A 22,287-nucleotide genomic window follows, 5' to 3' on the forward strand; every position below is an offset into this window, starting at 1 on the left:
AGCAAATGAGGGGCTTTCAATTATGGCTGAGGTTATTCTTGAAAATGTGACGAAAAGTTTTGGTGATGAACTGGCTTTGGATAATGTCTCGCTCACCATTCCTGATGGATCGTTTGTGGTGCTTTTAGGGCCGACAGGCGCGGGAAAAACAACAACGCTGCGGATGATCTCAGGTTTGGATGAACCTGATAGCGGCGATGTTTTTATCAATGGGCAATCCATTGTTGGTCAAACACCTGCGCAACGGAATGTCGCGATGGTATTCCAGCAATATTCGCTTTATCCGCATCTAACAGTACGGCAGAACTTGGAATTTCCGCTTAAATCACCATTGTTGCAAACACCTAAGGCTGAAATTGACGAGAAGGTCAAAGCGGTATCGGAAGTTCTTCAGATCGCCCACAAGCTTGATAATAAAGCAACAGCATTATCCGGTGGTGAGATGCAGCGCGTATCAATCGGTCGTGCGTTGGTTCGTTCGCCAAATATCTATCTAATGGATGAACCGCTGAGCTCGTTGGATGCTAAATTGCGTGCTGATTTACGTATTGAACTTAAACGCATTCAAGCTAATTCCGGTCAAACATTGTTGTATGTAACGCACGATCAGATCGAAGCCATGACAATGGCAACACATATCGGTGTTTTAGATCATGGTAAGCTGGTTCAGTTTGGCTCGCCCCGTGAAGTTTACGAAAATCCGGTCAGCATTTATTCAGCAAGCCGATTGGGCCAGCCGCGTATTAATATTCTGCCTGCAGATATATTTGCCGCTGATTGCCCAAAACATGCCAAATCAATTGGTTTGCGGCCTGAGCAAATCAACCAGGGGAAGGGTGAGGATGCCTTTGTCACCCGCGTTGAACATTTGGGTGATCAAACGCGTTTGCATTTAAAATTTAAAGAACATGATCTCATAACTGTAACTGATGCGCATACGCCGTTGCAGAACGGAGAGGTCGTTCAAATTCAACCAAAAGACCCGTTTTTCTTCGACGAAAACGGGGCACGTATTGTGTAAGGGAGGAAGCTATGACGCAATTTATGAACAAAAAGGAAGACATTGTTACAGATGCAATTGATGGCATTGTTTCAGCGTCTGGTGGAAAGCTCGCCCGACTTGACGGTTACCCCCATATTCGCGTCGTCGTTCGCAATGATTGGGACAAGTCAAAAGTTGCACTTGTTTCAGGCGGCGGCTCCGGGCACGAGCCAGCTCATGCAGGCTTTGTTGGGGAAGGGATGTTAACGGCCGCTGTGTGCGGTGATGTATTTGCTTCCCCAAGCGTTGATGCTGTTCTTGCGGGAATTTTAGCTGTGACCGGCCCGGCTGGATGCTTGTTGATTGTTAAAAATTACACCGGTGATCGCTTAAACTTTGGTCTTGCTGCAGAACGTGCCCGTGCATTTGGGCTAAATGTCGAAATGGTGGTGGTTGATGATGATGTAGCCTTACCAGATTTGCCACAAGCACGCGGTGTAGCAGGTACCTTGTTTGTGCATAAAATTGCAGGTGCATTGGCGCAAAATGGCGCTGATCTAGATAGTGTTGCAAACGCTGCCAAGAAGGTTATCAAAGGCGTGCAAAGTATCGGAATGTCATTGGACACATGCACAGTACCAGGATCACCCAAAGAAGATCGTATTCCCGATGGCATGGCTGAATTGGGCCTTGGCATTCACGGTGAAGCTGGGGTTGAACAAATTCCATTTAATACCGCTAAAGAAGGGTTTGCAGCTTTATCAAACAAGCTCGAAGCTGGCATGGCAAAAGCCGCCCATGTTGCATTGTTAAACAATTTAGGTGGCGCATCGGTGTTGGAAATGTCTGTTATCCTAAATGAAATGGTCAGCTCATCGTTGGGAGGGAGTATCTCTCACCTGGTCGGGCCGGCATCAATGATGACGTCTTTAGATATGCGCGGATTTTCCGTTTCGATCTTTCCGGCAAATACACAAGAGTTGGAATTGCTAAAATCTCCAACCCCATTAGCTGCATGGCCAGGTGTATCTGAAATCAGCCCGATTGAAATTAAACCGCTCAACGATGGTCTGACGGCGATTAAACCAATTCCATCATCTCACAAGCAAACAGAGGACTTCTTACGCAGTTGTTGCGAAGTGCTCATTGCAGCGGAAGATGATCTAAATGCGCTCGATGCAAAGTCTGGTGATGGTGATACGGGCTCAACATTAGCTGGTGCATCTCGCGCGTTAATTGATGCAATGGATCGATTGCCACTGGCGGATCACACTCAATTGTATCGTGCAATTGGATTGGAGCTTAGCCAAACAATGGGTGGTTCATCTGGTGTGCTTCTGGCGATTTTCTTTGCCGCTACAGGTGATGGTGCATCAAGCGGTCTACCAATGCGCGATGCGTTAAAGGCAGGTCTTGCGCGTATGCAGGAAATTGGCGGTGCGCAAATTGGTGATCGTACAATGGTTGATGCGTTGGCCCCTGCATTGGATGCGCTTGAAAAAGGCTTTGGGGAAGCTGCAGACGCTGCAAGGAAAGGTGCAAATCATACTGCCAGCATAGTACAGGCAAAAGCTGGTCGTGCTGCTTATATAAATGCGCAGCAGCTTGAGGGACATGTCGATCCAGGTGCCGAAGCTGTGGCACGACTGTTTGAGCATCTTAATTCTTAAAACATCCGCGAGCTTATAAATATTAGGTATTAAATGGGCTCTTCATCGTTTCTGATGAAGAGCCCATTTAAGCAACACGGGCAAACCCTGAAACGAGCTGTTTTAAACCAAACGCTGCGCCAACAAATATCGCTATGAAGGCAATTGGTGCGCTATATGCCAAAACGGAAAATGCCGAAATTCCCTGACCAATACTGCAGCCAACAGCAAGAATTGCGCCGGGACCCATCAATGTCGCACCAAAAATCTGTCGTCGTAACTCTCGTGGGTCCTCGCAGGCTTCCCAGCGAAACTGACCTTTTTTAAATGAGCCTAAGGCCGCGCCGATCAAGACACCAATCACGGATCCGACGCTAAAGGAAAGTGTATTACCAGATGCTGTCATGCTGTAAAAAATAGTATCACCTATGGGGGCTGCAAATGAGTGCGTTTGAACAGGTTCTGCATCGAACCCTGTGGCAAAAACCCAATGTGTACCAACCCAGCCAGACACGATGGCAAGACCAACAATGGTTCCCCAAAAGATATGGTTTGTAGATGAAAGCATTGGCCGACTTGCCAGTGAAAAAATTAGTATTGCGCCACCAATTAACAAACCGATTAGGGCTGGCCGCATAGAATAAGTATCTTGCAAGAACTGCCCAATCCCTTGAGGTGAGGTTGCATTGTCTTCTACGGAAAATAAAACCACGCGTAGTTGTGCAAGCGGGCCTGACATTACAAAATAAGCTGATAACCCCATCACAATTACGATCACAAACGAGCGTAAATCTCCACCGCCCAAACGCGCAAGTGCCCCATAGCCGCAATTGCCGCTTAGCGCCATGCCATAGCCAAACATCAAGCCGCCAATCACCGTTGCAGCGGGGTTCCATACACGATCCAAATAGGCTGATTGTTGATAATCCATTGCGCCATAATCGACAGCAAAATGGGTGCCGATGATCGCAACACCAATGGCAATGCCCCACATTCGCATGCGGCGATTATCCGATGAATAGATGATATCTTCGATAGCACCAAGGGTGCAAAATCGGCCAATACGCGCCGCTAGTCCAAGCAGAACCCCGCCAAACAAACCAACCAAAGCAGCAGTATTCGCTTCTCCAAGTGTATCCAACAAACCGGCATCCTCCCAAATACCAGATCATTTATGTGCAGCTGTTTTAACTCCTACAAAAAGATCGTAAACAACTTCCATGATCTGCTTGGGGCGGTCATCTGTCAAGCTATAGTAAATCGCTTTGCCCTCACGGCGCGGTTTAATAAGTCCTTCAAGTCGAAGTCGCGCAAGTTGCTGAGAAACCGCAGATTGTCTTGATGATAGTAGATCTTCAAGATCGGTAACCGATTTTTCACCCGATACCAAATGGCATAAAATCATGAGGCGGCCCTCGTGACTAATTGCCTTTAAAAAGGTTGAAGCTGCTTCCGCATTCTTCATCATTTTTTCCATGTCTTCAGGACATGTATTTGCATCAAACACCGGAAGGCGAGAAGTGCTTTCACTGTTTGTGCCAAGATTAGTGTCAGTATTTTCCATCATTTAAGTATTATACCCTTCTAACCTTTTACGTCCAATGGGATTTTTGCGTTTTCAAACAACATTGTAAGTAACGCCCAAAAATGATCTTCGCCAGGATACCCCTCGATACGTCCAACTTCTTGTCCATCCTGAACAAGTATGAAAGTCGGTGTGTAGTGCACGCGCTTGCTAAATTTTACATCTGGCGTTTCAGAATGAAGGTCATATTTTTGCAACGGTGCCAACTTTCCCTCGGTGGTCTTGGGGTAGATATGAGCGATCTCGTCTTCCCATTTCTGACACCAGTAACAGCCATCTTCCTCTGCCATCAGCATATAAGTTTCAGCTGACGCGGAAAAAGGCATCACTAATAAAACCAGAACAAGTATTCGGGTGAGTAAGGGCACTTCTGCTCCAAAGGCTCCTGTTGACTTCTTAGATTACCTAAACATAATCTAATATTTGAATATATCAAGAGGAAGTAGGGTAATTGGCGTTCGATATTAGCATTGGTGGTGCCTTTTTTGCGGGTTTATTGTCATTTTTGTCCCCTTGCATCCTGCCCATAGTACCCTTTTACTTAAGTTATCTTGCGGGTGCGAGTGTCGGTGAGCTGTCATCAGATGATGAGATTGACCCACAGATTCGCAAAAAAGCGTTTATTTCGTCATTGTTCTTTGCTGCCGGCATTATCTTGATTTTCGTCGGGCTAGGCGCGACGGCGACAGTGTTTGGCAAATTTGTTAGAGAATATTTCGATGTTTTAAGATGGGTTGCCGCTGCAATCATTATCTTAATGGGTCTACACTTTTTAGGCATTTTGCGCATTGGCTTGCTCTATCGGCAATTGCGCCTAGATACTGAATTGGATACTGGCAAACAAAAGAATCTAACGTATTTAGGTTCGTTTGTCATAGGGCTAGCATTTGCATTTGGGTGGACACCTTGCGTGGGGCCAGTGCTCGCAGCGATTTTATTTACAGCTGCAGGGCAGGACGCCGCACAACAGGGCGCTATGCTATTATTCGTCTACGGTCTTGGTATGACTTTGCCATTTGTAATTGCTGCTTTGTTCACCAAAAATTTCCTCATATGGGCTCAAAAATTTCGAAAACATTTGGGAACGATGGAAAAAGTTATGGGGTTATTCCTCATTTTGTTCGGCCTGTTAATTGCAACAAATTCTGTCAGCATAATCGCACAATGGATGTTGGAAAACATCCCCTGGTTTGACGCGATTGGTTGATTTAAAGGGAGGTTATAATGAAGTATATTTTTCTAGCTCTAGCGCTAATTTTCAATTGTGTTCAGCTTAATGCTGCAGAAATAGGGGGTGATGGTCTGCATAAGGCTGCATGGATGCGCGACACCTTCAAAGATCTGCAGGAGGATCTGGAAGAAGCAAATTCTGAAGGAAAGCGTCTCATGGTCATCATTGAGCAACGCGGCTGTATCTATTGCAAAAGAATGCATGAAGAAGTTTTTGTGATTCCCGAAATCGAAGAATTTATCGAGAAAAACTTTTTCGTTGTGCAGCTAAACATGTTTGGTGATGTGGAAGTCACAGATTTTGATGGCGAGACTTTAACCGAAAAAGAGATGGTAAAACACTGGGGCGTTCTGTTCACGCCAAGCATATTATTTTTCGATGAAAGCGTTGCAGATGACAAAACAGCGACGCAAGCAGCTGTTGCTACAATCCCCGGCGCTTTCGGGCGATACACGACGTTCAACATGCTAAATTGGGTTGTTGAGAAGGGTTATCTAACAGACGAGCCGTTTCAGAAATATCATGCTCGAAAATTTGCTGAGCAGAAAAAATAGATATGGTGACAACATATGAACAAATTCATTTAATTGAATTTGTTGTTGCGTTATTTTGAATTTATGCCATGATGTCGCACATGAGAACATTGGGGAATGTTCTGAGGAGGAGACATGAAGTACTTATTGGGAGTGGTACTTGCGACCGGATTTTTAACATCCGTAGCAATCGCCGAAACAACAAAGCCATCAGAGGTAAAATTTAGTGATGATGGTGTCATGGCGTCTTTGACTGGCAAAGCCGGAGATGCTGAAGCGGGTCGATCTGTGTTTGCAAATCGAAAACTAGGGAATTGCCTAGCTTGCCATATCAATTCAGAAATGAGTGAAGAATCGTTTCATGGTGAAGTGGGCCCCCCAATGGATGGTGTCGCTGATCGTTGGTCAGAGGCTGAACTAAGATCCATTGTTACAAATTCCAAAAAGATCTTCGAAGGCACGATTATGCCAGCATTTTATATTGATGCAGGCTACGGGCGTCCGCTGGAGAAATTTGCGGGAAAGTCAATTCTATCAGCTGAGCAAGTGGAAGATGTGATCGCATATTTGCTTACGCTGAAAGAAGAATAAACGTTTATTGGAGACAAGCATGGAGCTTTCACGAAGAAAATTATTGGCACTGGGTGCCAGTTCAATCGCTCTGATTGGATTGGGTACATCGGCTGCATTTGCGAGCAAAGCTGACGAAGCAATCAATACATTCACAGGTGGCGCTGAAACGGGCGAGGGTAGTTTAGAGCTAACGGCGCCTGAAATTGCTGAAAATGGCAACACAGTGCCGATTGAAATCAATGCACCTGGTGCCTTGTCAGTAACGGTACTTGCTGATGGCAATCCAGTGCCAAATGTTGCGACTTTTAACTTTGGTAAATTGAATGCGTCTCGCGGCGCTTCAACACGTATCAGGCTTTCAAAAACACAAAACGTTATCGCTGTTGCCAAGATGGAAGATGGATCTTTCCAAATGGCAAAAGCCAACGTGAAAGTGACAATTGGCGGCTGCGGCGGCTAAATTAAGAATAGGAGAATACTCATGGCTTCTGGTGTAAAACCACGGGTTAAAGTGCCAAAAAAGGCGTCAGCAGGTGATGTCATTACGATCAAGACTTTGATCAGCCATAAAATGGAAAGCGGTCAGCGCAAAGATGGCGATGGTAATGTCATTCCGCGCTCTATTATCAATCGTTTTGTTGCAGATTTTAACGGCGAAAACATCATTGATGTAACGCTCGAGCCTGCAATTTCAACGAACCCATATTTCCAGTTTGATGCAACCGTTCCTGAATCAGGCGAGTTTCACTTCACTTGGTATGATGATGATGGAGATGTCTACGAAACGAAGAAGAAGATCACCGTTTCATAGATCAAGTTTGTGACTACCATTGGGAGGGGTAGAAATGGGAATGAAATTAATATCATTTGTATCAGCAATTATCTGTGCTGGCAGCGCATATGCTCAAGACAGCAACCAGCTCAATGTTGAGGGAGAGATATTGGCGAGTACCACCGCAGCTCCTTCTCATATGGAAAATGTTGATACGCTATATTCAGGTTGGCACTTCCGTTCGGGGGAAACGCAAGCGCTTCAGCTCGATGACTTCGACAATCCAGGCATGGTCTTTATCGATCAGGGTATTGATCTCTTCGGTAAAGTTGATGGTTCTGAGGGTAAGTCTTGCCAATCGTGCCATGAAGATGTTGAGGATTTTGCCGGTCTTCGTACAAAATTGCCACGTGTTGAAGACGGACAATTGGTGGCCATGGAAGATCTGGTCAATGAGTGCCGTACAGAACGTATGGGTGCTGAAGCTTGGAAATGGTCATCAACGAATATGACAGCTGTGACGGGTCTGATCGGCTTTCAATCGCGCGGTATGCCTATGAGTGTGAAAATCGATGGTGACGCTGCGCCGTTCTGGGAAGCTGGTAAAGAGCTTTACTACACGCGTGTTGGCCAGCTCGATATGGCCTGTTCCAATTGTCATGAAGATAATTATGGTGTGATGATCCGCGCCGATCACTTATCTCAAGGACAGATCAATGGCTTTCCGACGTATCGTTTGAAAAACGCTAAGCTAAATTCAATCCACAATCGCTTTAAAGGCTGCATGAGCAACATTCGTGCAACACCGTTTAAAGAGGGTGGCAAAGAGTTCAAAGCGCTAGAGCTTTACATTGCCTCTCGTGGTGAAGGCCTAGCTGTTGAAACACCATCTGTTCGAAACTAGACAAAGATTTTTACCTCGCATGATGTGCGGGGTATTTTTACGCACAATATATTCAAATATTCTAATATGTTTTAAGTAAGGTAAGTTTATGATATCAAGACGTGATTTCTTACAGGTCAGCATGGCAGCGTCCGCGCTGGTTGGAACGTCGGGTTTTGGAAACTGGGCAAAGCTTGCAGCGCAACAATCACTGACCCAAGATCAATTGCTGGAGTTTGATACATTTGGCAATGTTTCGCTTATTCACATCACAGATATTCATGGACAATTAAAACCGATCTACTTCCGTGAGCCGTCGGTTAACATTGGCGTTGGTGGCAATAAAGGTGCAGTGCCTCATGTCACCGGTTCTTCGTTTCGAAAACTCTATGGCATCGATGACGGTAGCTACAGCCATTATGCGTTGAGCTCTGGTGATTTTGCTGCTTTGGCAAAGGGTTATGGCCGCGTTGGTGGTTTAGATCGTGTCGCAACGGTTATCAAAGCCATCAGAGCGGATCGCCCGGATGCTATCCTGTTAGATGGTGGCGACACCTGGCATGGCTCTTATACATGTTACAAAACCAACGCCCAAGACATGGTCAATGTCATGAACGCGCTTAATCCTGATGCAATGACATTTCACTGGGAATTCACATTAGGATCAGAGCGCGTTCAGGAAATTGTTGAAAATCTGCCATTTGCAGCACTTGGGCAAAACATTTTTGATGCTGAATGGGATGAACCCGCGGAGCTATTCCCTCCATATAAAATGTTTGAGCGCGGTGGCACAAAAATCGCTGTGATCGGACAAGCTTTCCCTTATATGCCAATTGCAAATCCGGGCTGGATGTTCCCTGAATACTCGTTTGGTATTCGCGATGAGAATATGCAGGAGATGGTCGATCAGGTGCGATCCGAAGGCGCTGAATGCGTGGTGGTTTTGTCCCATAACGGATTTGATGTTGATAAGAAAATGGCAAAAGTCGTATCTGGCATTGATGTGATTTTATCAGGTCATACCCATGATGCATTGCCGGAACCTGTGCTCTCTGGCAGCACAATTATCATTACATCAGGCTCAAACGGCAAATTCGTTTCCCGCGTTGATCTAGATATTCGTGATGGGGGGATGAAAGGCTATCGACATAAGCTTATCCCGATCTTCTCAGATATTATTGAACCGGATGCAGAAGTTTCTGCTCTCATTAATAAGCAGCGCGCACCTTATGAAGCTGAATTAAATGAAGTGATCGGCAAAACAGAAAGCCTGCTTTATCGCCGCGGCAATTTTAATGGAACATGGGATGATGTGATCTGTGATGCACTGATCTCAGAGCGCGATGCGGAAATTGCGTTAAGTCCAGGTGTTCGCTGGGGACCTTCGGTTATTCCAGGGCAGGATATTACACGTGAAGATCTGTTTAATGTGACATCTATGAGCTACGGCGAGGCCTATCGAACCGAAATGACAGGCGAATTCCTCAAGGTTGTTTTGGAAGACGTTGCAGACAATATTTTCAATCCTGATCCTTACTACCAACAGGGTGGGGACATGGTTCGAACCGGTGGTCTTGGCTACCATATTGATGTGAGCCAGCCACAAGGCAGCCGCATATCAAATCTTAGACTTTTAAAAACGGGCGAGGCAATTGAGCCAAGCAATTCCTATGTGGTCGCCGGTTGGGCTTCAGTAAATGAAGACACCGAAGGACCGCAGATTTGGGATGTCGTTGAAAGTCACATTCGCAAACAGGGAACCATCAAAGTGGAACCCAATAATAGCGTCACAATTAAGGGCATATAAGAGTATGACGGAGTCCAAAAATATGGATGAAAAGAGCAAGATCCGATCTCGTCGATCTTTCTTAAAAGGCAGTGCGGCAATGATGGCAGGGACTGTTGTTGCTGGATCTGCACAGGCAAATGAGCCTGATCCTTTAATCACTGAATTACAGGATTGGGCATCAGCTACAGGTGTTGGTGTCGATGAAACACCTTATGGCATGCCTATCAGTTTTGAATCTCACGTTGTCCGTCGCAATGTGGAATGGCTTACCGCAGATCCAATTTCATCGATTAACTTCACGCCCATTCATGCGCTTGATGGCACAATCACTCCACAAGGGTGCGCGTTTGAACGTCACCATTCAGGTGCGATAGAATTGCGTAAAGAAGACTATCGTTTAATGATCAATGGTCTGGTCGATCGTGAGCTTATATTTACTTACGAAGATCTCGAACGCTTCCCGCGTGAAAATCATGTGTATTTCTGTGAATGTGCGGCAAATACAGGAATGGAATGGGCAGGTGCTCAGCTAAATGGCGCACAATTTACCCATGGTATGATCCATAATATGGAATATACGGGCATTCCTTTACGTGCACTTTTAAATGAAGCTGGCGCGGATATTTCAAGCGACAAATGGGTCTATGTTGAAGGCGCAGACGCGTCCTCTAATGGTCGATCTATTCCAATGGAAAAAGCCCTTGATGATGTGTTGGTTGCTTTCAAAGCCAATGGTGAAGCATTGCGCATGGAACATGGTTATCCCGTTCGCCTCGTTGTCCCAGGTTGGGAAGGCAATATGTGGGTTAAATGGCTACGCCGCATCGAAGTCTCTGACATGCCGGTTGAAAGCCGTGAGGAAACTTCGAAATATACCGACGTTTTAGAAGATGGCTCAGCACGTAAGTGGACATGGGTGATGGATGCAAAATCTGTGATCACATCGCCAAGTCCGCAAATGCCGATCAAGCATGGCGCGGGTCCTTTGGTTATTTCTGGTCTTGCATGGTCAGGGCACGGACAGATCACACGTGTGGATGTCTCAAAAGATGGAGGCATCACATGGGAAACGGCTCGTCTGGGCAAACAGGGCGATAAGAAGGCGTTAACGCGCTTTTATCTTGATACAAATTGGGATGGTGCACCGATGTTGCTGCAAGCTCGAGCGATGGATGACACCGGTTATGTTCAACCCACAAAAGATCAGTTGCGCGCCCAACGCGGCGAGAACTCTGTTTATCACAATAATTGCATTCAAACTTGGTATGTAAACACACAAGGGGTCGCTGAGAATGTCGAAGTTTCTTAATCTCTCCATCCCTGTATTCGGGGGAATTGCTCTTTTAATTGGGCTGGCATTTGGAATGTCGTCTCGCAATCATAATGCTGAAAAAATTGAAACTCTGGAGACACGACTTGCGCAGATCTCAGAGCATGCGTCAAATGCGGAAGTAGCAACAAAGGCGCAATCTAATCGAGCTGTGGAGCTTGAAGCAAAGCTTGCTGAAATCGAAGAAGTTTATGCAGAGCTTGCCAAAAATGGTTCAAACCTTACGGCGCCAGCGCCGAGCATTCCGGGCACATTAGGAATTGGTCGCACGGCTCATGCCAAAGAAATTGCAGCTTGGGATGTTGATGTGTTGCCGGATGGGCGCGGTTTGCCAGATGGTTCAGGCGATGTGTTCACCGGTGAAGAAGTGTTTGCAGAAAAATGTGCTGCCTGTCACGGTGACTTTGCTGAAGGGGTTGATAATTGGCCCGTTCTTGCTGGTGGCTTTGACACGCTTGCAGACAAAGATCCGGTTAAAACGGTTGGATCATATTGGCCGCATTTATCAACTGCGTGGGACTACATTAATCGCTCAATGCCATTTGGTGCTGCAGGTACGCTAACGCCAGATGAGACATATGCGATTGTCGCTTATATTCTTTATTCAAATGATTTGGTGGATGATGATTTCGAGCTTTCGAAAGACAATTTCAGCGAATTTGAAATGTATAATAAAGACGGTTTTGTCATCGATGATCGACCCAACACAGAATATGCAAAATGGCAGGCTGAACCTTGCATGAGTGACTGCAAAAACGAAGTTCAGGTGACCATGCGATCAGTGTTCCTGGTTGATACTCCGCCGGAAGGTGGCTCGGATTCTGTGCCGAATATGGCAACTATTGACGGGTTGCCAAGCTTCACCAAAGATGGGCCATCATTTATCCCGGTTTCCGAAGAAAAACCAGCTGAGGAGAAAGTTGAAAAAGCAAGTCTTACAACACCTTCTCCAGAGGTTGCTGGTGCAGCTGAACTGATCAATGCCGGCAAAAAGGTCTTTAAAAAATGTTCCGCTTGTCACCAGGTGGGTGATAAGGCAAAAAATCGCTCTGGTCCAATTTTGAATGGTATCGTTGGCAGAACGTTTGGCACTGTTGATGGCTTTAAATACTCCAATGTCTTTAAGGCTGCGGCAGAAGAGGGGCGTGTTTGGGATGAAGCAAGTTTGGCTGAGTTTTTGAAAAAACCAAAAGCTTATATGAAGAAAACCAAGATGAGTTTTTCAGGCCTCAAAAAAGATGAGGACTTAACTGCAATCATCGAATATTTAAAGTCGACAGGTCAGTAGAAAATGAAGAAGCTCCCATTTCTCCTTTTACTGACAAGTAGCTCGCTGATTTCAACAGCAACGCTGTCGAGTGAGCTCGGCGATCCTGAGCGCGGCAAACAGGTTTATAAAAAATGCGCGAGCTGCCACATGGTTGGTGTGAAGGCGAAAAAACGTGTTGGCCCGCCACTTAACAATATCATCAATGCCAAAGCTGGTGGTGTTGCTAACTTTAAATATTCAAAAGCGATGAAAAAAGCTGCCAGTGATGGATTGCATTGGGATTATGCCTCGCTTGACGCATTTATCGAAGACCCAAAAGGCTTCATGCCAAAAACCAAAATGAGCTTTCGCGGACTTAAAGATCAAGCTGATCGCACAGATTTGATCGCATATCTTGCGACTTTTTCCGGAGGAGAATTAGCCGCAAAGGTCGATGAAGGTTTCACCGTATCGAACGATATCCTCGCATTAGAGGGCGATATTGAATACGGGGAATATCTGTCCAGCGAATGTACCACCTGTCACCAATCCAGCGGTGACAATGACGGTATTCCAGGAATTGTCGGTTGGGAAACCGAGGATTTTGTAACCGCAATGCATGCCTATCGCGAAAAGCATCGCGAAAATCCTGTCATGCAACTCGTTACCGGGCGTTTATCTAATGAGGAGATAGCTGCCTTGGCAGTGTATTTTAAAGAGTTAACTGAGGACAATTAGGGAGAGGAAATATGGCCTTAAAAAGAAGAACATTATTGGGAGCAGCAGGTGTCGCATCTGTCACCTTAGCTTCCCCAATGGTATTAGCCGATGGTCATGGCAAACCGCGCGTGGTTGTCGTGGGTGGTGGTGCAGGTGGCGCAACAGCTGCTAGATATATCGCAAAAGACAGCAAGGGCGAAATCGATGTAACGCTTATCGAACCTTCGCGCATGTATTACACCTGCTTCTTCTCAAATTTGTATCTGGGTGGATTTAAAGAGATCGATGATATCGGTCATTCTTATGGCAGCCTTGCAGCTGGTGGAGTTAATGTTGTGCATGACTGGGCAATTGGCGTTGATCGCGATGCAAAAACCGTTTCGCTCGCAGGCGGTGGTTCAGTGCCTTATGATAAATTGATCTTATCGCCGGGCATAGATTTCGTCGATGGTGCTGTTCAAGGTTGGGATGTTAGCGCTCAAAACGCCATGCCACATGCTTATAAGGCTGGGTCGCAATCTGAGTTGCTCAAAGCGCAATTGATGGCAATGCCAGCGGGTGGCACATTTGCAATGATTGCACCGCCAAATCCATATCGTTGCCCGCCAGGGCCATATGAGCGTGTGTCGATGGTTGCTCACTTCCTTAAGAATAACAATCCAACGGCAAAAATCATTGTCGCTGATCCAAAACCGAAATTCTCCAAAATGGCACTATTCCAAGAAGGTTGGGCAGATCATTATGATGGCATGATTGATTGGGTTGGTGAAGAGTTTGGTGGTGCAAATGTATCAGTGGATCCAAACGCAATGACCGTTACGATTGATGGTGAAGAAAACAAGGTCGATGTTTGTAACGTTATCCCAGCGATGAAAGCAGGGCGAATTGCAGAACTTGCGGGTGTGACGGAAGGCAATTGGGCACCTGTGAATGCGGCGGATATGTCAACCAAAGCCGATGGTGATATTTATGTGCTGGGTGATGCATCTCAGCAAGGGGATATGCCCAAATCTGGCTTCTCCGCCAACAGTCAGGCAAAAGTTTGCGCCAACGCTGTTCGTGGGGCGCTAACTGGTTCAAAAGTGTTCCCGGCGAAATTCTCAAATACATGCTGGTCGCTAATCACCACCAACAACGGGGTCAAGGTTGGTGCTACATATGAAGCAACGGCGGAAAAAATCGCAAAAGTTGATGGATTTATTTCCAAAACTGGTGAAAGCGATGATATCCGCAAAGCAACATATGAAGAATCTGAAGGTTGGTATTCAGGTATTACAGCTGACATGTTCGGCTAAAATAATAAATCCCCGATTGATCCATCAGTCGGGGATTTTCTTTGTCTTCAGGTCCATAAGTTTTCACGACAGTAAAATTTATTCATTCCAAGAAGATTGAAGTTTTTCATAGTTTTCCATCGCTTCGCTCGCCGAGACAACAGGCAAACCATGTTTTATCCAGCCTGGACCATTGCGATTGCCAAACATCCCTTCAGATATATCCGCAACACCGGTTAAGCCATTTTGTTCTAAAAAATATGTCACTTCCGCAGACCGCCCACCGGTTGCGCAGATCATCGCAATCTTTTCAGGCTCATATTCCAAAAGCACATATTGAAGGCGTTCGAGAAAATCTTTCTCATGCATAGATATTGGCAATGCACCTTGCGCGACACCTGAATCCTGCCATTCCTCGCGTGAACGGATATCAAGCACAACAATGTCACCCTTTGATAGTTTTTCATAAGCTTGCGGTGCGCTCATTAAAGGCGTGTCGGCACGCACCGGTATGACGAAGAATAAGAGTGACAAAAACAACGCCAAAGACGCAAATTGATATCGTAAGGTTGAAGAGTTCCGATAGAGTGTTAGAGCATGCAATTATTCAAATTCCATTTGTTCATAGACCCGTCCGGCATTGCGAGTTGCGAGTTCGTCAAACGTATGCAGATGCGCGTAGGGTGATTGATCCACATAATAAGCATCGGCTAAATCGCCTCCTTCTTCAAGATGTTCACCGATTTTTCCGCGTAAATAGACCAGATAATCGCGAGTATAGCGTCGTACTTGGTCCATATTTGTGGGGTGTCCGTGACCTGGGATAACATAAGTTGCATTTAACGCCTCAAATTCAGTTTCCCAAGTTTCAACCCATTCTGCGGTCATCGTGTCATCGAAAATCGGCAATAACCGTTCATGAAATGCCATGTCTCCGGCGATAACCAGGTTCTGTTTTGGAAGCCAAACCTGCGTGTCACCCGGGCTGTGCGCTGGTCCTAAATGTAAGACCTCTATCGTAAATTCACCCAGTTCAATCACCTTCTTATCTTCAAATGTTTCAGTGGGGAGTGCGATCGAGGTACCTTCAGATTTTTCACGATTATAGCGTTTCATGTTCTCAAGGATCTGATGGCCCCGCTCTTCAAGTTCATGGGCTGCATCGACATGCGCAATGATAGGAACGCCAAGTTCTGTCCAGTATGAATTGCCCAGCGCCGCATGTCCCTGACCATTCTCATTGATGACATATTTAACTTGTTGATCAGTTATCTTTTGAATTTCCTCATGCAGTGCTTTTGCCAAGAGGTAAGCAGCGCCACCATTAATCACGACCACGCCGTCTCCGGTAACAATAAAACTAAGATTATTGTTGTGACCGCTATTTTCATATGTTGGAGGCGCAGTTGCACCAATTGCAGACCAAACATGAGGGATCACTTCCACTGGCTTTGAATATAACAGCGAACCTGGGTATTGATCAGCAATATTTTCATCGGCCATGGCTGGAACAATAAGTACTGCGAATGTGGCTGCGAGGGCGGCAAGTTTCCGAATGCTCATTAGATTTCTCCTTCTAAAAAGCGGTATCCAACAGATGTCACATCAACCTTGCCAATCCCGCCATTGGGTAAGTGAAAGCCAATGACATTCATGTTCTCGCCTGTTATGCGATCAAACAACATATTGCGTGATTGAATGCCCAACTCTCGATCCTGATCGGAACCGCTTGGCCAATCTGGCTGTTTAAATGCAATGTGATGATTGCCAATCGCATCACCTAAGATCATCGTGGAGTTTGACCCGTTGCGCACTTCAAAGCTCATATGTCCGGGCGTATGTCCGGGTGTTGAAACCGCAGCAATTCTGGGAATAATCTCTTGCCCATCTTTGATGAATTCTACGCTATCCTCAATAGCCTCAAGACGGCGTTTTGCACCCACTGCAAATGGTTTTAAGTTGTCAGGTAAGCTATCGACAGTATTGGGGTTCCACCAATAATCCCATTCATTTTGACCCATGAGATATGCAGCATCGCTAAACAAAGGATCATCAAAATCATCCAATAAGCCCCATAAATGATCAGGATGCGCATGTGTAAAGATGACATGGGTTATATCCTCAGGAGAGAGCCCGAGCGCATCCAGATTATCGGTGAGCATTCCCGCTGACGGCATGAAGTCTGGACCTGATCCAACATCAAACAAGATATTGTTTGTACCATCCTGATAAAGGGCAAGATTGCATTCCGGTAAAAGCTGATCGCGAGATAAATTAAACTCGGTGAGGATAGGGGATAATTGCTCTTGCGGCACCGTTTCAAAGATGAAATCACCGGGCAATGTGAGATGACCGTCACTCACTGTTGATAGAGTTGCGTTTCCAACTTTGATCTGGGCAACAGATAGGTTTGGTGTTGCCCCCATAACCGATAAAGCTGCTGCACCTTTTAAAACATCACGCCGCGTAATAGGCATATCCACCTCCAATCATTCATATATTCGAATATGAATGATTAAAGTGATTTTCGCAACCTTTAGCTAGCGGTCATAGCCTCATATGCGGCAGATACATAAAAAAACCACGTTAAAGCAGCAATTACTGTTTTAACGTGGTCAAAGAGAAATGAAAAAGACCTGAAGTCTTTAGATACTCAGCTTACAAAAAATCATCACGGTGAGGCGTGAAGCAATCAATCAATGTACCTGGTTCTAAGCAGACGCAGCCGTGAACCATGTCAGAAGGAATAACAAAGCTATCACCTTGCTTCACTTCACGTTTTTCATCACCAAGCGTGAAAATAAAGCGACCACTTTCAACATAAGTCGATTGAATATGTGGGTGATTGTGCAAATCACCTTTTGCGCCCTCTGCTGAAAAGCGAAATGCAACAACCATAAGATCGTCATTGGTAGATAAAACCTGACGTGTTACGTTATCGCCTGTCGAAACAACTGGAAAATCGGACATTATAACCTCCACTTAAGAGAATAGCATTCCACCATTTATATCAATATTGGTGCCCGTTATAAAGGCGCTATCATCGCATGCAAGGAACAAGACAAGATTTGCTGCATCGTCAACATGGCCTTGACGTTTTACAGGAGCGCTTGCTTCAAATCCGCGACGGCCTGCCTCTGGCGTGTGAACGTTGTGAAAATCTGTATCAATCATGCCTGGACATAAAGCGTTCACCCGAATATCCGGACCTAGCTCTTTGGCAAGACCGCGTGTCATGGTCATGACAGCACCTTTTGATGTTGCATATGGCACAGCGCCCGGGCCACCGCCATCGCGTCCAGCCTGACTTGCAAGATTTACAATAGCGCCGCTTTTCATGTGCTGAAGGCAGGCATGTGTCATCAAAAATGTGCTCGTAAGGTTAAGGTCTAAAACCTCGCGCCAGTGGGAAAGGGGCGTTTCCGCAATCTTTTTGCGGGCAACCAAACCACCTGCATTATTGACCAAAACATCAACACTGCCAAATGTCTCAACTGTTTTGGCAACAAGCGCATTCACATCATCTTCGTTTTTTAAATCACCCTGCATGGCAAATGCATTGCCGCCATTGGCTTTGATTTTGGCCACTGTTTCATCTGCTCCGGTGCTGAAATAGTTGATGGCAACATTCGCACCTTCCGAGGCTAGTTTAATGGCAACAGCTGCTCCGATATCGCGGCCACCCCCGGTGACGATGGCAGTTTTTCCTGCAAGTTTCATGCGTTGTTTTTCCTTTTATCTATCAGGTATTAGCTAGTTTTTTCATCACAACTTTAAACGTGTTTTCGTCTGGGTCCGTGAAATATAAATCTGCGTCATAGCCTTGATCATCCATAAAGTTGAAGATCCGCTTTGGTGCGTCGAGTTTGTATGGCACAAGCAATGTTGCAATCCGGTGACGTGTTGATGCCGGGTAATGTGCGGTTAAAACAGTGCTGACTGGCAGTCCTTCATAATCCGCAGGGTCTACATCAGTAAATTCTGTTTTTTGACTGATCTCGGGTTTGCCAGCTTCTGACCAAACAACTTGTCCGTAAAAACCAGAGCGTTCTTGTCGATTGCGGAATGAAGACTTGCCAAGTTCAAATGGTTCATTTGCATGTAATAGCCAATCAATGGTGACAGGCTTATCCGCATCTACTTTATCGACAATGACAAAATAAGATCCGCGTACAAAATAGATTTCACGTTCTGCACAGGTTACCTCAGGTGAAAGGCTTTGATACGCAGCCGTTGCATCGCCGCAGATATAAATGTGATCCTCATGCTCTTCAGCTGCGAGAATTTTGCCAGTTGCTGCCAGCGCCTTAGCTTTGTCTTTTTCAGCGTATTGGCCTTTGCCATTGATCAAAATTGCATTTTTAGAGCGTGTTTGGCGACGCCAATTGCGGTGCATGGAGGAGTTAAAGGCAACATAATGTCCAGATTGGATTGCCATATCTTCGCCATAAGCTGCCATACAGAACGAGTTTTGATCGCCGTGGCTGTGGCTAACTGAGCCAAATCTGGATGATTTAAATACAAATTGGATATGATTATCAGGATCATCCATCGCGTGCTGTACGCCCACCCAGCCAATGCCTTTAAAGTGGCGCAAACCGTCCTGCGGTTTGGAAGCCTCAATTTGAGGGAAATCCGTTTGGAAGACGAGTTCGTCAAAATTCGTATCCCACCAGCCCCAATTGTAAAACGCCATTTCGGTGCCAGGGTTGGTGCGCAGGTTCTCCTCTGCGTACCACTGATATTCGCCTTTACCTGTTGCGCCGGCAAACTGACGCATATTCAGACCGGTTTTAATACCAGGTAAATCCCCTTGCGTACTGTCATCACCAAATGTGGCGCGACGCGTATTGGGTGCTTTACAATAGAGCGGGAAGTCGCCGGTGTTTTGCAAGAACGGACGCTTATATAGATCAATGCCAATATACGATTTAAGCCTGTTTGCTGAATCAATAAGATAAGCAACACCCATCATCCAATAGTTTGTGCCTTCAGCCCAACCACCATCATTATCACCCCAAGGGGAATAGACCGTCATTAAGAACTCAATGCAGTAATCGAGCCAACCGCGAACTTCATCATTCTCATCATCACCCAAAAGCGCAATACATGATGGTACAATGCTCAACGAAACAGAGCGAACGGCATGGCTGTCATAGGGGAAGAGGTGAATTTTAGCGTTCTGAATTGCGTGTTCAGCGATATCTCGTGTGCGCTCCAAAAGGGCGCTGCGAACGAGATCGCGTTCATCGTCTGAAAGATCATGATAAAGCCAATCATAACCCCATGCGAGTGCATTACACACGCGATATGCCCATTCGTCCGTATATGCGCGTGAAGTTACGCCCATTGGGTCCCATGATGCAGCTTCCAGTAACCATTCTTTTGCGCGTTCTGTCATTTTCGCATCGTCAGTGACCGCGCCACCAATTGCTAAGTGCCGGATGGCATACCAATGCTCTTGCAGTTCGATATAAGTTTGGCGCCAAATCGGTGCAGTGCGTTGATGATTGGGATAGCCCTTTGGTTCACGCATCACATCGCGGTCCATCCAAGGTAGGACAGATTTTTCGTAAAAATTAGACCAGCTGCAATGATTTGGATCAGCAGCTACAGCTTTTTTAAATTCAGCTAGGCGATCCGTTGTCATCCAAAGGCGAGGGTGGTTCGTATCCACCTCTTTATATCGCTCTATACGCTTTGGAACTGGGGTTTGCGGCAAATCTTCTGCAATGTAGAATGTGCGTGAACTGCTCCAAGTGCTCGTTTGCGTATTTGTTTCAGGATCCCACGTGGCATATGACCAGTGGTAATTTCCTGCATCCAAAGTAATGTCTGGGGTAAAAAAGTTAAGCGGTAAATCTTCAAATATCTTTGTGCTTTTTGCCGGATAATCGGCATCGGTAGAAATGCGCAGCACATAGCGCGCATCATCATCAATCACAGGGATCCAAGAAAAGCGTGGTGGGTTTTCAACGATATCCGTGTCTTCAATAGGTGAATATTGGATCGTTAATTGACCGGCTTTTGGTTCGTCAAGCAAAGGAAGAGCGTCACTTGCCATAGATATAGATTTCCGTTTGTCGATAAATTTAGATTGAGCGGCGGACAATATCCGCCGCTCTGATGTTTAATTATAAGGTATTACTTGTTGTACTGGCGCTCGTATGCAGATTGCATAACAACGAGTACTTCATCATAACCAAGCTTTTTAAGCTGAGCGATATAGTCATCCCATTCTGCTTCAACATCGGCAGCACCCAAGATCCAAGCCTGCTGACGTTCAAGCATGTAATCGCGGATTGTACCCCAATATTTGTCATACACCTTCTGCTCATCAGCGTTAAAGGCAACACCCAAGAACTGATCAATCAGATAATCGCCTTGGTCATAAAGAGCGATACCTTCAAGCGCAAACTCGTTTGACCACTGGATTTCGTAATTGTAATCCTGGAAGTAACCGCGACCCTGAAGTTGCGAACCGATTTGATAAAGTGATCTGTTCACAGGACCAGCATCAAGGAATTCTTTCTTGAAGATAGCTTTACCGTCAACAACATCATACTGCTGGCCTTCAACACCGAAGTTGGCCAAGCGACGACCTTCAGGTGTGAACCAGAAGTCGAAATACTTGATTGTTTCAACAGGGTGCTTGTTTGTGTGGCCGATAGCCCAACCATCTGGTTTGATCGGAATACGACGGTGCTCTTCAATGCGCTTTCCGCTGATTGAAGCCGGTGGTGCCATAGCTTTAAATTCAAAACCATCGATCTCAGTTGAAAGTCTGTTATAGCCTGAAGTTGATGCAAACCAATCGTGTGTTGCACCGCCTAGGTTTTCAGACAGCAAGAAGTCTCGTGCAGAAGAACCACGAGTAAATACTTCCGCATCCACCAAACCTTCATCATACCAGCGTGCAAGGTTTTTGATGCCTTCACGATAGCCTTCACCCGCATATGGGTGCTTCATCATGCCTTCATCAACATAAAAATCGTGATAGGTATCAGAACCCGATGAACGACCGTCCCAAAGCGTTACAAGACGGATAAGCTCAGGCCATTGACGTGCGAAATATGGTACTTCGTCTGCTTCGCCGTTGCCGTTTGGATCTTGTGTTTTAAAGGCGCGCAATGCAGCCTCAAACTCTTCTACTGTTTGTGGAACTTCAAGACCTAGTTTGTTGAGCCAATCTGTGCGGATCCAGTATGCACGACCATATTTACCATCTGGCAAATAAGGGATGTAATACATGTTTCCATCAGCAGCAGAGATCGCAGCAGCAACTTCAGGACGTGCATCAAAATATGCCTTCATGTTTGGCGCATGCTCGTCGATGAGCTCATTCAGCGGCAAGAACGCACCTTCAGGACCATACTGGTTCACGAAGTCTTTAATGCGGCTTGAACCAACGATATCTGGGATGTTACCACCCGCAAGCATCAAGTTCAGAGCTTCAGTACGGCCTGTATTTTCATCAGAACGTAAGTTAGCACCAACTGTTACATCAACAAGATGAATGTTTGTCCATTCACGTGCTTGCTGTTCAACCGGCCAGTCTTCTTTGTAAACTGGGTAGCGAGCGTGGTTCATCTGGATTGTTAGCTCCAGAGGGTCACCCTCAACAATCTTTAGATGGCCATCTGAAACTGCAGGCGTCGCGAATGCGGTGCCAGCCAGAAGAGCCGCGGCAAGAGTTAATTTACGCATGATTTCCTCC

At 45.9% G+C, this 22,287-nt stretch carries 23 protein-coding genes; 13 read left to right on the forward strand and 10 right to left on the reverse strand.

Features of this window, described 5'->3' with window-relative positions; genetic code table 11:
- Positions 1-22 precede the first annotated feature (22 nt).
- Positions 23-1,021, forward strand: coding sequence for an ABC transporter ATP-binding protein (locus tag ACZ1GZ_RS09220; RefSeq protein WP_472668271.1), 999 nt, complete (start codon positions 23-25; stop codon positions 1,019-1,021).
- An 11-nt stretch (positions 1,022-1,032) separates the two neighbouring features.
- Positions 1,033-2,652, forward strand: a complete 1,620-nt coding sequence (locus ACZ1GZ_RS09225) for a dihydroxyacetone kinase subunit DhaK (protein ID WP_472664562.1) — start codon at positions 1,033-1,035, stop codon at positions 2,650-2,652.
- 67 nt (positions 2,653-2,719) lie between these two features.
- Here the strand turns inward: ACZ1GZ_RS09225 and ACZ1GZ_RS09230 are convergent, their stop codons facing one another.
- The 3 genes from ACZ1GZ_RS09230 to ACZ1GZ_RS09240 are packed head-to-tail and all read right to left on the reverse strand — an operon-like array spanning position 2,720 to position 4,584.
- Positions 2,720-3,775: a YeeE/YedE family protein gene (locus tag ACZ1GZ_RS09230; protein ID WP_472664563.1), complete on the reverse strand. Its 1,056-nt coding sequence runs from the start codon at positions 3,773-3,775 to the stop codon at positions 2,720-2,722.
- Positions 3,776-3,799: 24 nt separating this feature from the next.
- A complete protein-coding gene (locus ACZ1GZ_RS09235; RefSeq protein ID WP_472664564.1) occupies positions 3,800-4,198 on the reverse strand; it encodes an ArsR/SmtB family transcription factor in 399 nt (132 codons plus the stop codon).
- Positions 4,199-4,215: 17 nt separating this feature from the next.
- A complete protein-coding gene (locus ACZ1GZ_RS09240) occupies positions 4,216-4,584 on the reverse strand; it encodes a hypothetical protein (RefSeq protein ID WP_472664565.1) in 369 nt (122 codons plus the stop codon).
- An 83-nt stretch (positions 4,585-4,667) separates the two neighbouring features.
- Here ACZ1GZ_RS09240 and ACZ1GZ_RS09245 point away from each other — a divergent pair, with 83 nt between their 5' ends.
- From ACZ1GZ_RS09245 to ACZ1GZ_RS09295, 11 genes are all read left to right on the forward strand, one after another.
- Positions 4,668-5,423, forward strand: coding sequence for a cytochrome c biogenesis CcdA family protein (locus tag ACZ1GZ_RS09245; RefSeq protein ID WP_472664566.1), 756 nt, complete (start codon positions 4,668-4,670; stop codon positions 5,421-5,423).
- A gap of 17 nt (positions 5,424-5,440) precedes the next feature.
- Entirely contained in the window at positions 5,441-6,001 is a 561-nt protein-coding gene (locus ACZ1GZ_RS09250; RefSeq protein ID WP_472664567.1) for a thioredoxin family protein, read from the forward strand.
- Positions 6,002-6,115: 114 nt separating this feature from the next.
- A complete protein-coding gene (gene soxX, locus ACZ1GZ_RS09255) occupies positions 6,116-6,571 on the forward strand; it encodes a sulfur oxidation c-type cytochrome SoxX (RefSeq protein WP_472664568.1) in 456 nt (151 codons plus the stop codon).
- A gap of 19 nt (positions 6,572-6,590) precedes the next feature.
- Entirely contained in the window at positions 6,591-7,013 is a 423-nt protein-coding gene (gene soxY / locus ACZ1GZ_RS09260; protein WP_472664569.1) for a thiosulfate oxidation carrier protein SoxY, read from the forward strand.
- A 21-nt stretch (positions 7,014-7,034) separates the two neighbouring features.
- On the forward strand, positions 7,035-7,364 hold the full coding sequence (gene soxZ, locus ACZ1GZ_RS09265) for a thiosulfate oxidation carrier complex protein SoxZ (protein ID WP_472664570.1): 330 nt from the start codon (positions 7,035-7,037) through the stop codon (positions 7,362-7,364).
- 34 nt (positions 7,365-7,398) lie between these two features.
- A complete protein-coding gene (gene soxA / locus ACZ1GZ_RS09270; protein ID WP_472664571.1) occupies positions 7,399-8,229 on the forward strand; it encodes a sulfur oxidation c-type cytochrome SoxA in 831 nt (276 codons plus the stop codon).
- A gap of 88 nt (positions 8,230-8,317) precedes the next feature.
- The gene (soxB, locus tag ACZ1GZ_RS09275) at positions 8,318-10,015 is read left to right on the forward strand and encodes a thiosulfohydrolase SoxB (protein ID WP_472664572.1); all 1,698 of its coding nucleotides are present in this window, start codon (positions 8,318-8,320) and stop codon (positions 10,013-10,015) included.
- Positions 10,016-10,037: 22 nt separating this feature from the next.
- The gene (gene soxC, locus ACZ1GZ_RS09280) at positions 10,038-11,306 is read left to right on the forward strand and encodes a sulfite dehydrogenase (protein ID WP_472668272.1); all 1,269 of its coding nucleotides are present in this window, start codon (positions 10,038-10,040) and stop codon (positions 11,304-11,306) included.
- Positions 11,290-12,615 (forward strand): c-type cytochrome, encoded by a 1,326-nt coding sequence (locus tag ACZ1GZ_RS09285; RefSeq protein ID WP_472664573.1) that lies wholly within the window; start codon positions 11,290-11,292, stop codon positions 12,613-12,615. The genes soxC and ACZ1GZ_RS09285 overlap by 17 nt, the downstream gene beginning before the upstream one ends.
- 3 nt (positions 12,616-12,618) lie before the next feature.
- Complete coding sequence (locus tag ACZ1GZ_RS09290) at positions 12,619-13,314, forward strand: c-type cytochrome (protein ID WP_472664574.1); 696 nt, start codon at positions 12,619-12,621, stop codon at positions 13,312-13,314.
- 11 nt (positions 13,315-13,325) lie between these two features.
- Complete coding sequence (locus ACZ1GZ_RS09295; RefSeq protein WP_472664575.1) at positions 13,326-14,591, forward strand: FCSD flavin-binding domain-containing protein; 1,266 nt, start codon at positions 13,326-13,328, stop codon at positions 14,589-14,591.
- Positions 14,592-14,669: 78 nt separating this feature from the next.
- Here the strand turns inward: ACZ1GZ_RS09295 and ACZ1GZ_RS09300 are convergent, their stop codons facing one another.
- The 7 genes from ACZ1GZ_RS09300 to ACZ1GZ_RS09330 form a co-directional block, all read right to left on the reverse strand.
- A complete protein-coding gene (locus tag ACZ1GZ_RS09300; RefSeq protein ID WP_472664576.1) occupies positions 14,670-15,104 on the reverse strand; it encodes a rhodanese-like domain-containing protein in 435 nt (144 codons plus the stop codon).
- 69 nt (positions 15,105-15,173) lie between these two features.
- On the reverse strand, positions 15,174-16,133 hold the full coding sequence (locus ACZ1GZ_RS09305) for an MBL fold metallo-hydrolase (protein WP_472664577.1): 960 nt from the start codon (positions 16,131-16,133) through the stop codon (positions 15,174-15,176).
- Positions 16,133-17,047, reverse strand: a complete 915-nt coding sequence (locus ACZ1GZ_RS09310) for an MBL fold metallo-hydrolase (RefSeq protein WP_472664578.1) — start codon at positions 17,045-17,047, stop codon at positions 16,133-16,135. Before ACZ1GZ_RS09310 ends, ACZ1GZ_RS09305 begins: the two co-directional genes overlap by 1 nt.
- A 181-nt stretch (positions 17,048-17,228) precedes the next feature.
- Positions 17,229-17,540, reverse strand: coding sequence for a cupin domain-containing protein (locus ACZ1GZ_RS09315; RefSeq protein ID WP_472664579.1), 312 nt, complete (start codon positions 17,538-17,540; stop codon positions 17,229-17,231).
- 12 nt (positions 17,541-17,552) lie between these two features.
- Positions 17,553-18,290 (reverse strand): SDR family NAD(P)-dependent oxidoreductase, encoded by a 738-nt coding sequence (locus ACZ1GZ_RS09320; RefSeq protein ID WP_472664580.1) that lies wholly within the window; start codon positions 18,288-18,290, stop codon positions 17,553-17,555.
- A 22-nt stretch (positions 18,291-18,312) separates the two neighbouring features.
- Entirely contained in the window at positions 18,313-20,634 is a 2,322-nt protein-coding gene (locus ACZ1GZ_RS09325) for a DUF4962 domain-containing protein (protein WP_472664581.1), read from the reverse strand.
- An 80-nt stretch (positions 20,635-20,714) separates the two neighbouring features.
- Positions 20,715-22,277, reverse strand: a complete 1,563-nt coding sequence (locus ACZ1GZ_RS09330; protein WP_472664582.1) for an extracellular solute-binding protein — start codon at positions 22,275-22,277, stop codon at positions 20,715-20,717.
- Positions 22,278-22,287: the final 10 nt, after the last annotated feature.

The organism is Lentilitoribacter sp. JB5-8 (assembly GCF_055693385.1).

What these genes read in the sequence shown, in the direction of transcription:
- ACZ1GZ_RS09220 (WP_472668271.1), top strand. Translation starts at nt 23, where the DNA reads ATGGCTGAGGTTATTCTTGAAAATGTGACGAAAAGTTTTGGTGATGAA.
- ACZ1GZ_RS09225 (WP_472664562.1), top strand. Translation starts at nt 1,033, where the DNA reads ATGACGCAATTTATGAACAAAAAGGAAGACATTGTTACAGATGCAATT.
- ACZ1GZ_RS09235 (WP_472664564.1), bottom strand. Translation starts at nt 4,198, where the DNA reads ATGATGGAAAATACTGACACTAATCTTGGCACAAACAGTGAAAGCACT.
- ACZ1GZ_RS09250 (WP_472664567.1), top strand. Translation starts at nt 5,441, where the DNA reads ATGAAGTATATTTTTCTAGCTCTAGCGCTAATTTTCAATTGTGTTCAG.
- soxX (WP_472664568.1), top strand. Translation starts at nt 6,116, where the DNA reads ATGAAGTACTTATTGGGAGTGGTACTTGCGACCGGATTTTTAACATCC.
- soxY (WP_472664569.1), top strand. Translation starts at nt 6,591, where the DNA reads ATGGAGCTTTCACGAAGAAAATTATTGGCACTGGGTGCCAGTTCAATC.
- soxZ (WP_472664570.1), top strand. Translation starts at nt 7,035, where the DNA reads ATGGCTTCTGGTGTAAAACCACGGGTTAAAGTGCCAAAAAAGGCGTCA.
- soxA (WP_472664571.1), top strand. Translation starts at nt 7,399, where the DNA reads ATGGGAATGAAATTAATATCATTTGTATCAGCAATTATCTGTGCTGGC.
- soxB (WP_472664572.1), top strand. Translation starts at nt 8,318, where the DNA reads ATGATATCAAGACGTGATTTCTTACAGGTCAGCATGGCAGCGTCCGCG.
- soxC (WP_472668272.1), top strand. Translation starts at nt 10,038, where the DNA reads ATGGATGAAAAGAGCAAGATCCGATCTCGTCGATCTTTCTTAAAAGGC.
- ACZ1GZ_RS09285 (WP_472664573.1), top strand. Translation starts at nt 11,290, where the DNA reads ATGTCGAAGTTTCTTAATCTCTCCATCCCTGTATTCGGGGGAATTGCT.
- ACZ1GZ_RS09290 (WP_472664574.1), top strand. Translation starts at nt 12,619, where the DNA reads ATGAAGAAGCTCCCATTTCTCCTTTTACTGACAAGTAGCTCGCTGATT.
- ACZ1GZ_RS09295 (WP_472664575.1), top strand. Translation starts at nt 13,326, where the DNA reads ATGGCCTTAAAAAGAAGAACATTATTGGGAGCAGCAGGTGTCGCATCT.
- ACZ1GZ_RS09305 (WP_472664577.1), bottom strand. Translation starts at nt 16,133, where the DNA reads ATGAGCATTCGGAAACTTGCCGCCCTCGCAGCCACATTCGCAGTACTT.
- ACZ1GZ_RS09310 (WP_472664578.1), bottom strand. Translation starts at nt 17,047, where the DNA reads ATGCCTATTACGCGGCGTGATGTTTTAAAAGGTGCAGCAGCTTTATCG.
- ACZ1GZ_RS09315 (WP_472664579.1), bottom strand. Translation starts at nt 17,540, where the DNA reads ATGTCCGATTTTCCAGTTGTTTCGACAGGCGATAACGTAACACGTCAG.
- ACZ1GZ_RS09320 (WP_472664580.1), bottom strand. Translation starts at nt 18,290, where the DNA reads ATGAAACTTGCAGGAAAAACTGCCATCGTCACCGGGGGTGGCCGCGAT.
- ACZ1GZ_RS09325 (WP_472664581.1), bottom strand. Translation starts at nt 20,634, where the DNA reads ATGGCAAGTGACGCTCTTCCTTTGCTTGACGAACCAAAAGCCGGTCAA.
- ACZ1GZ_RS09330 (WP_472664582.1), bottom strand. Translation starts at nt 22,277, where the DNA reads ATGCGTAAATTAACTCTTGCCGCGGCTCTTCTGGCTGGCACCGCATTC.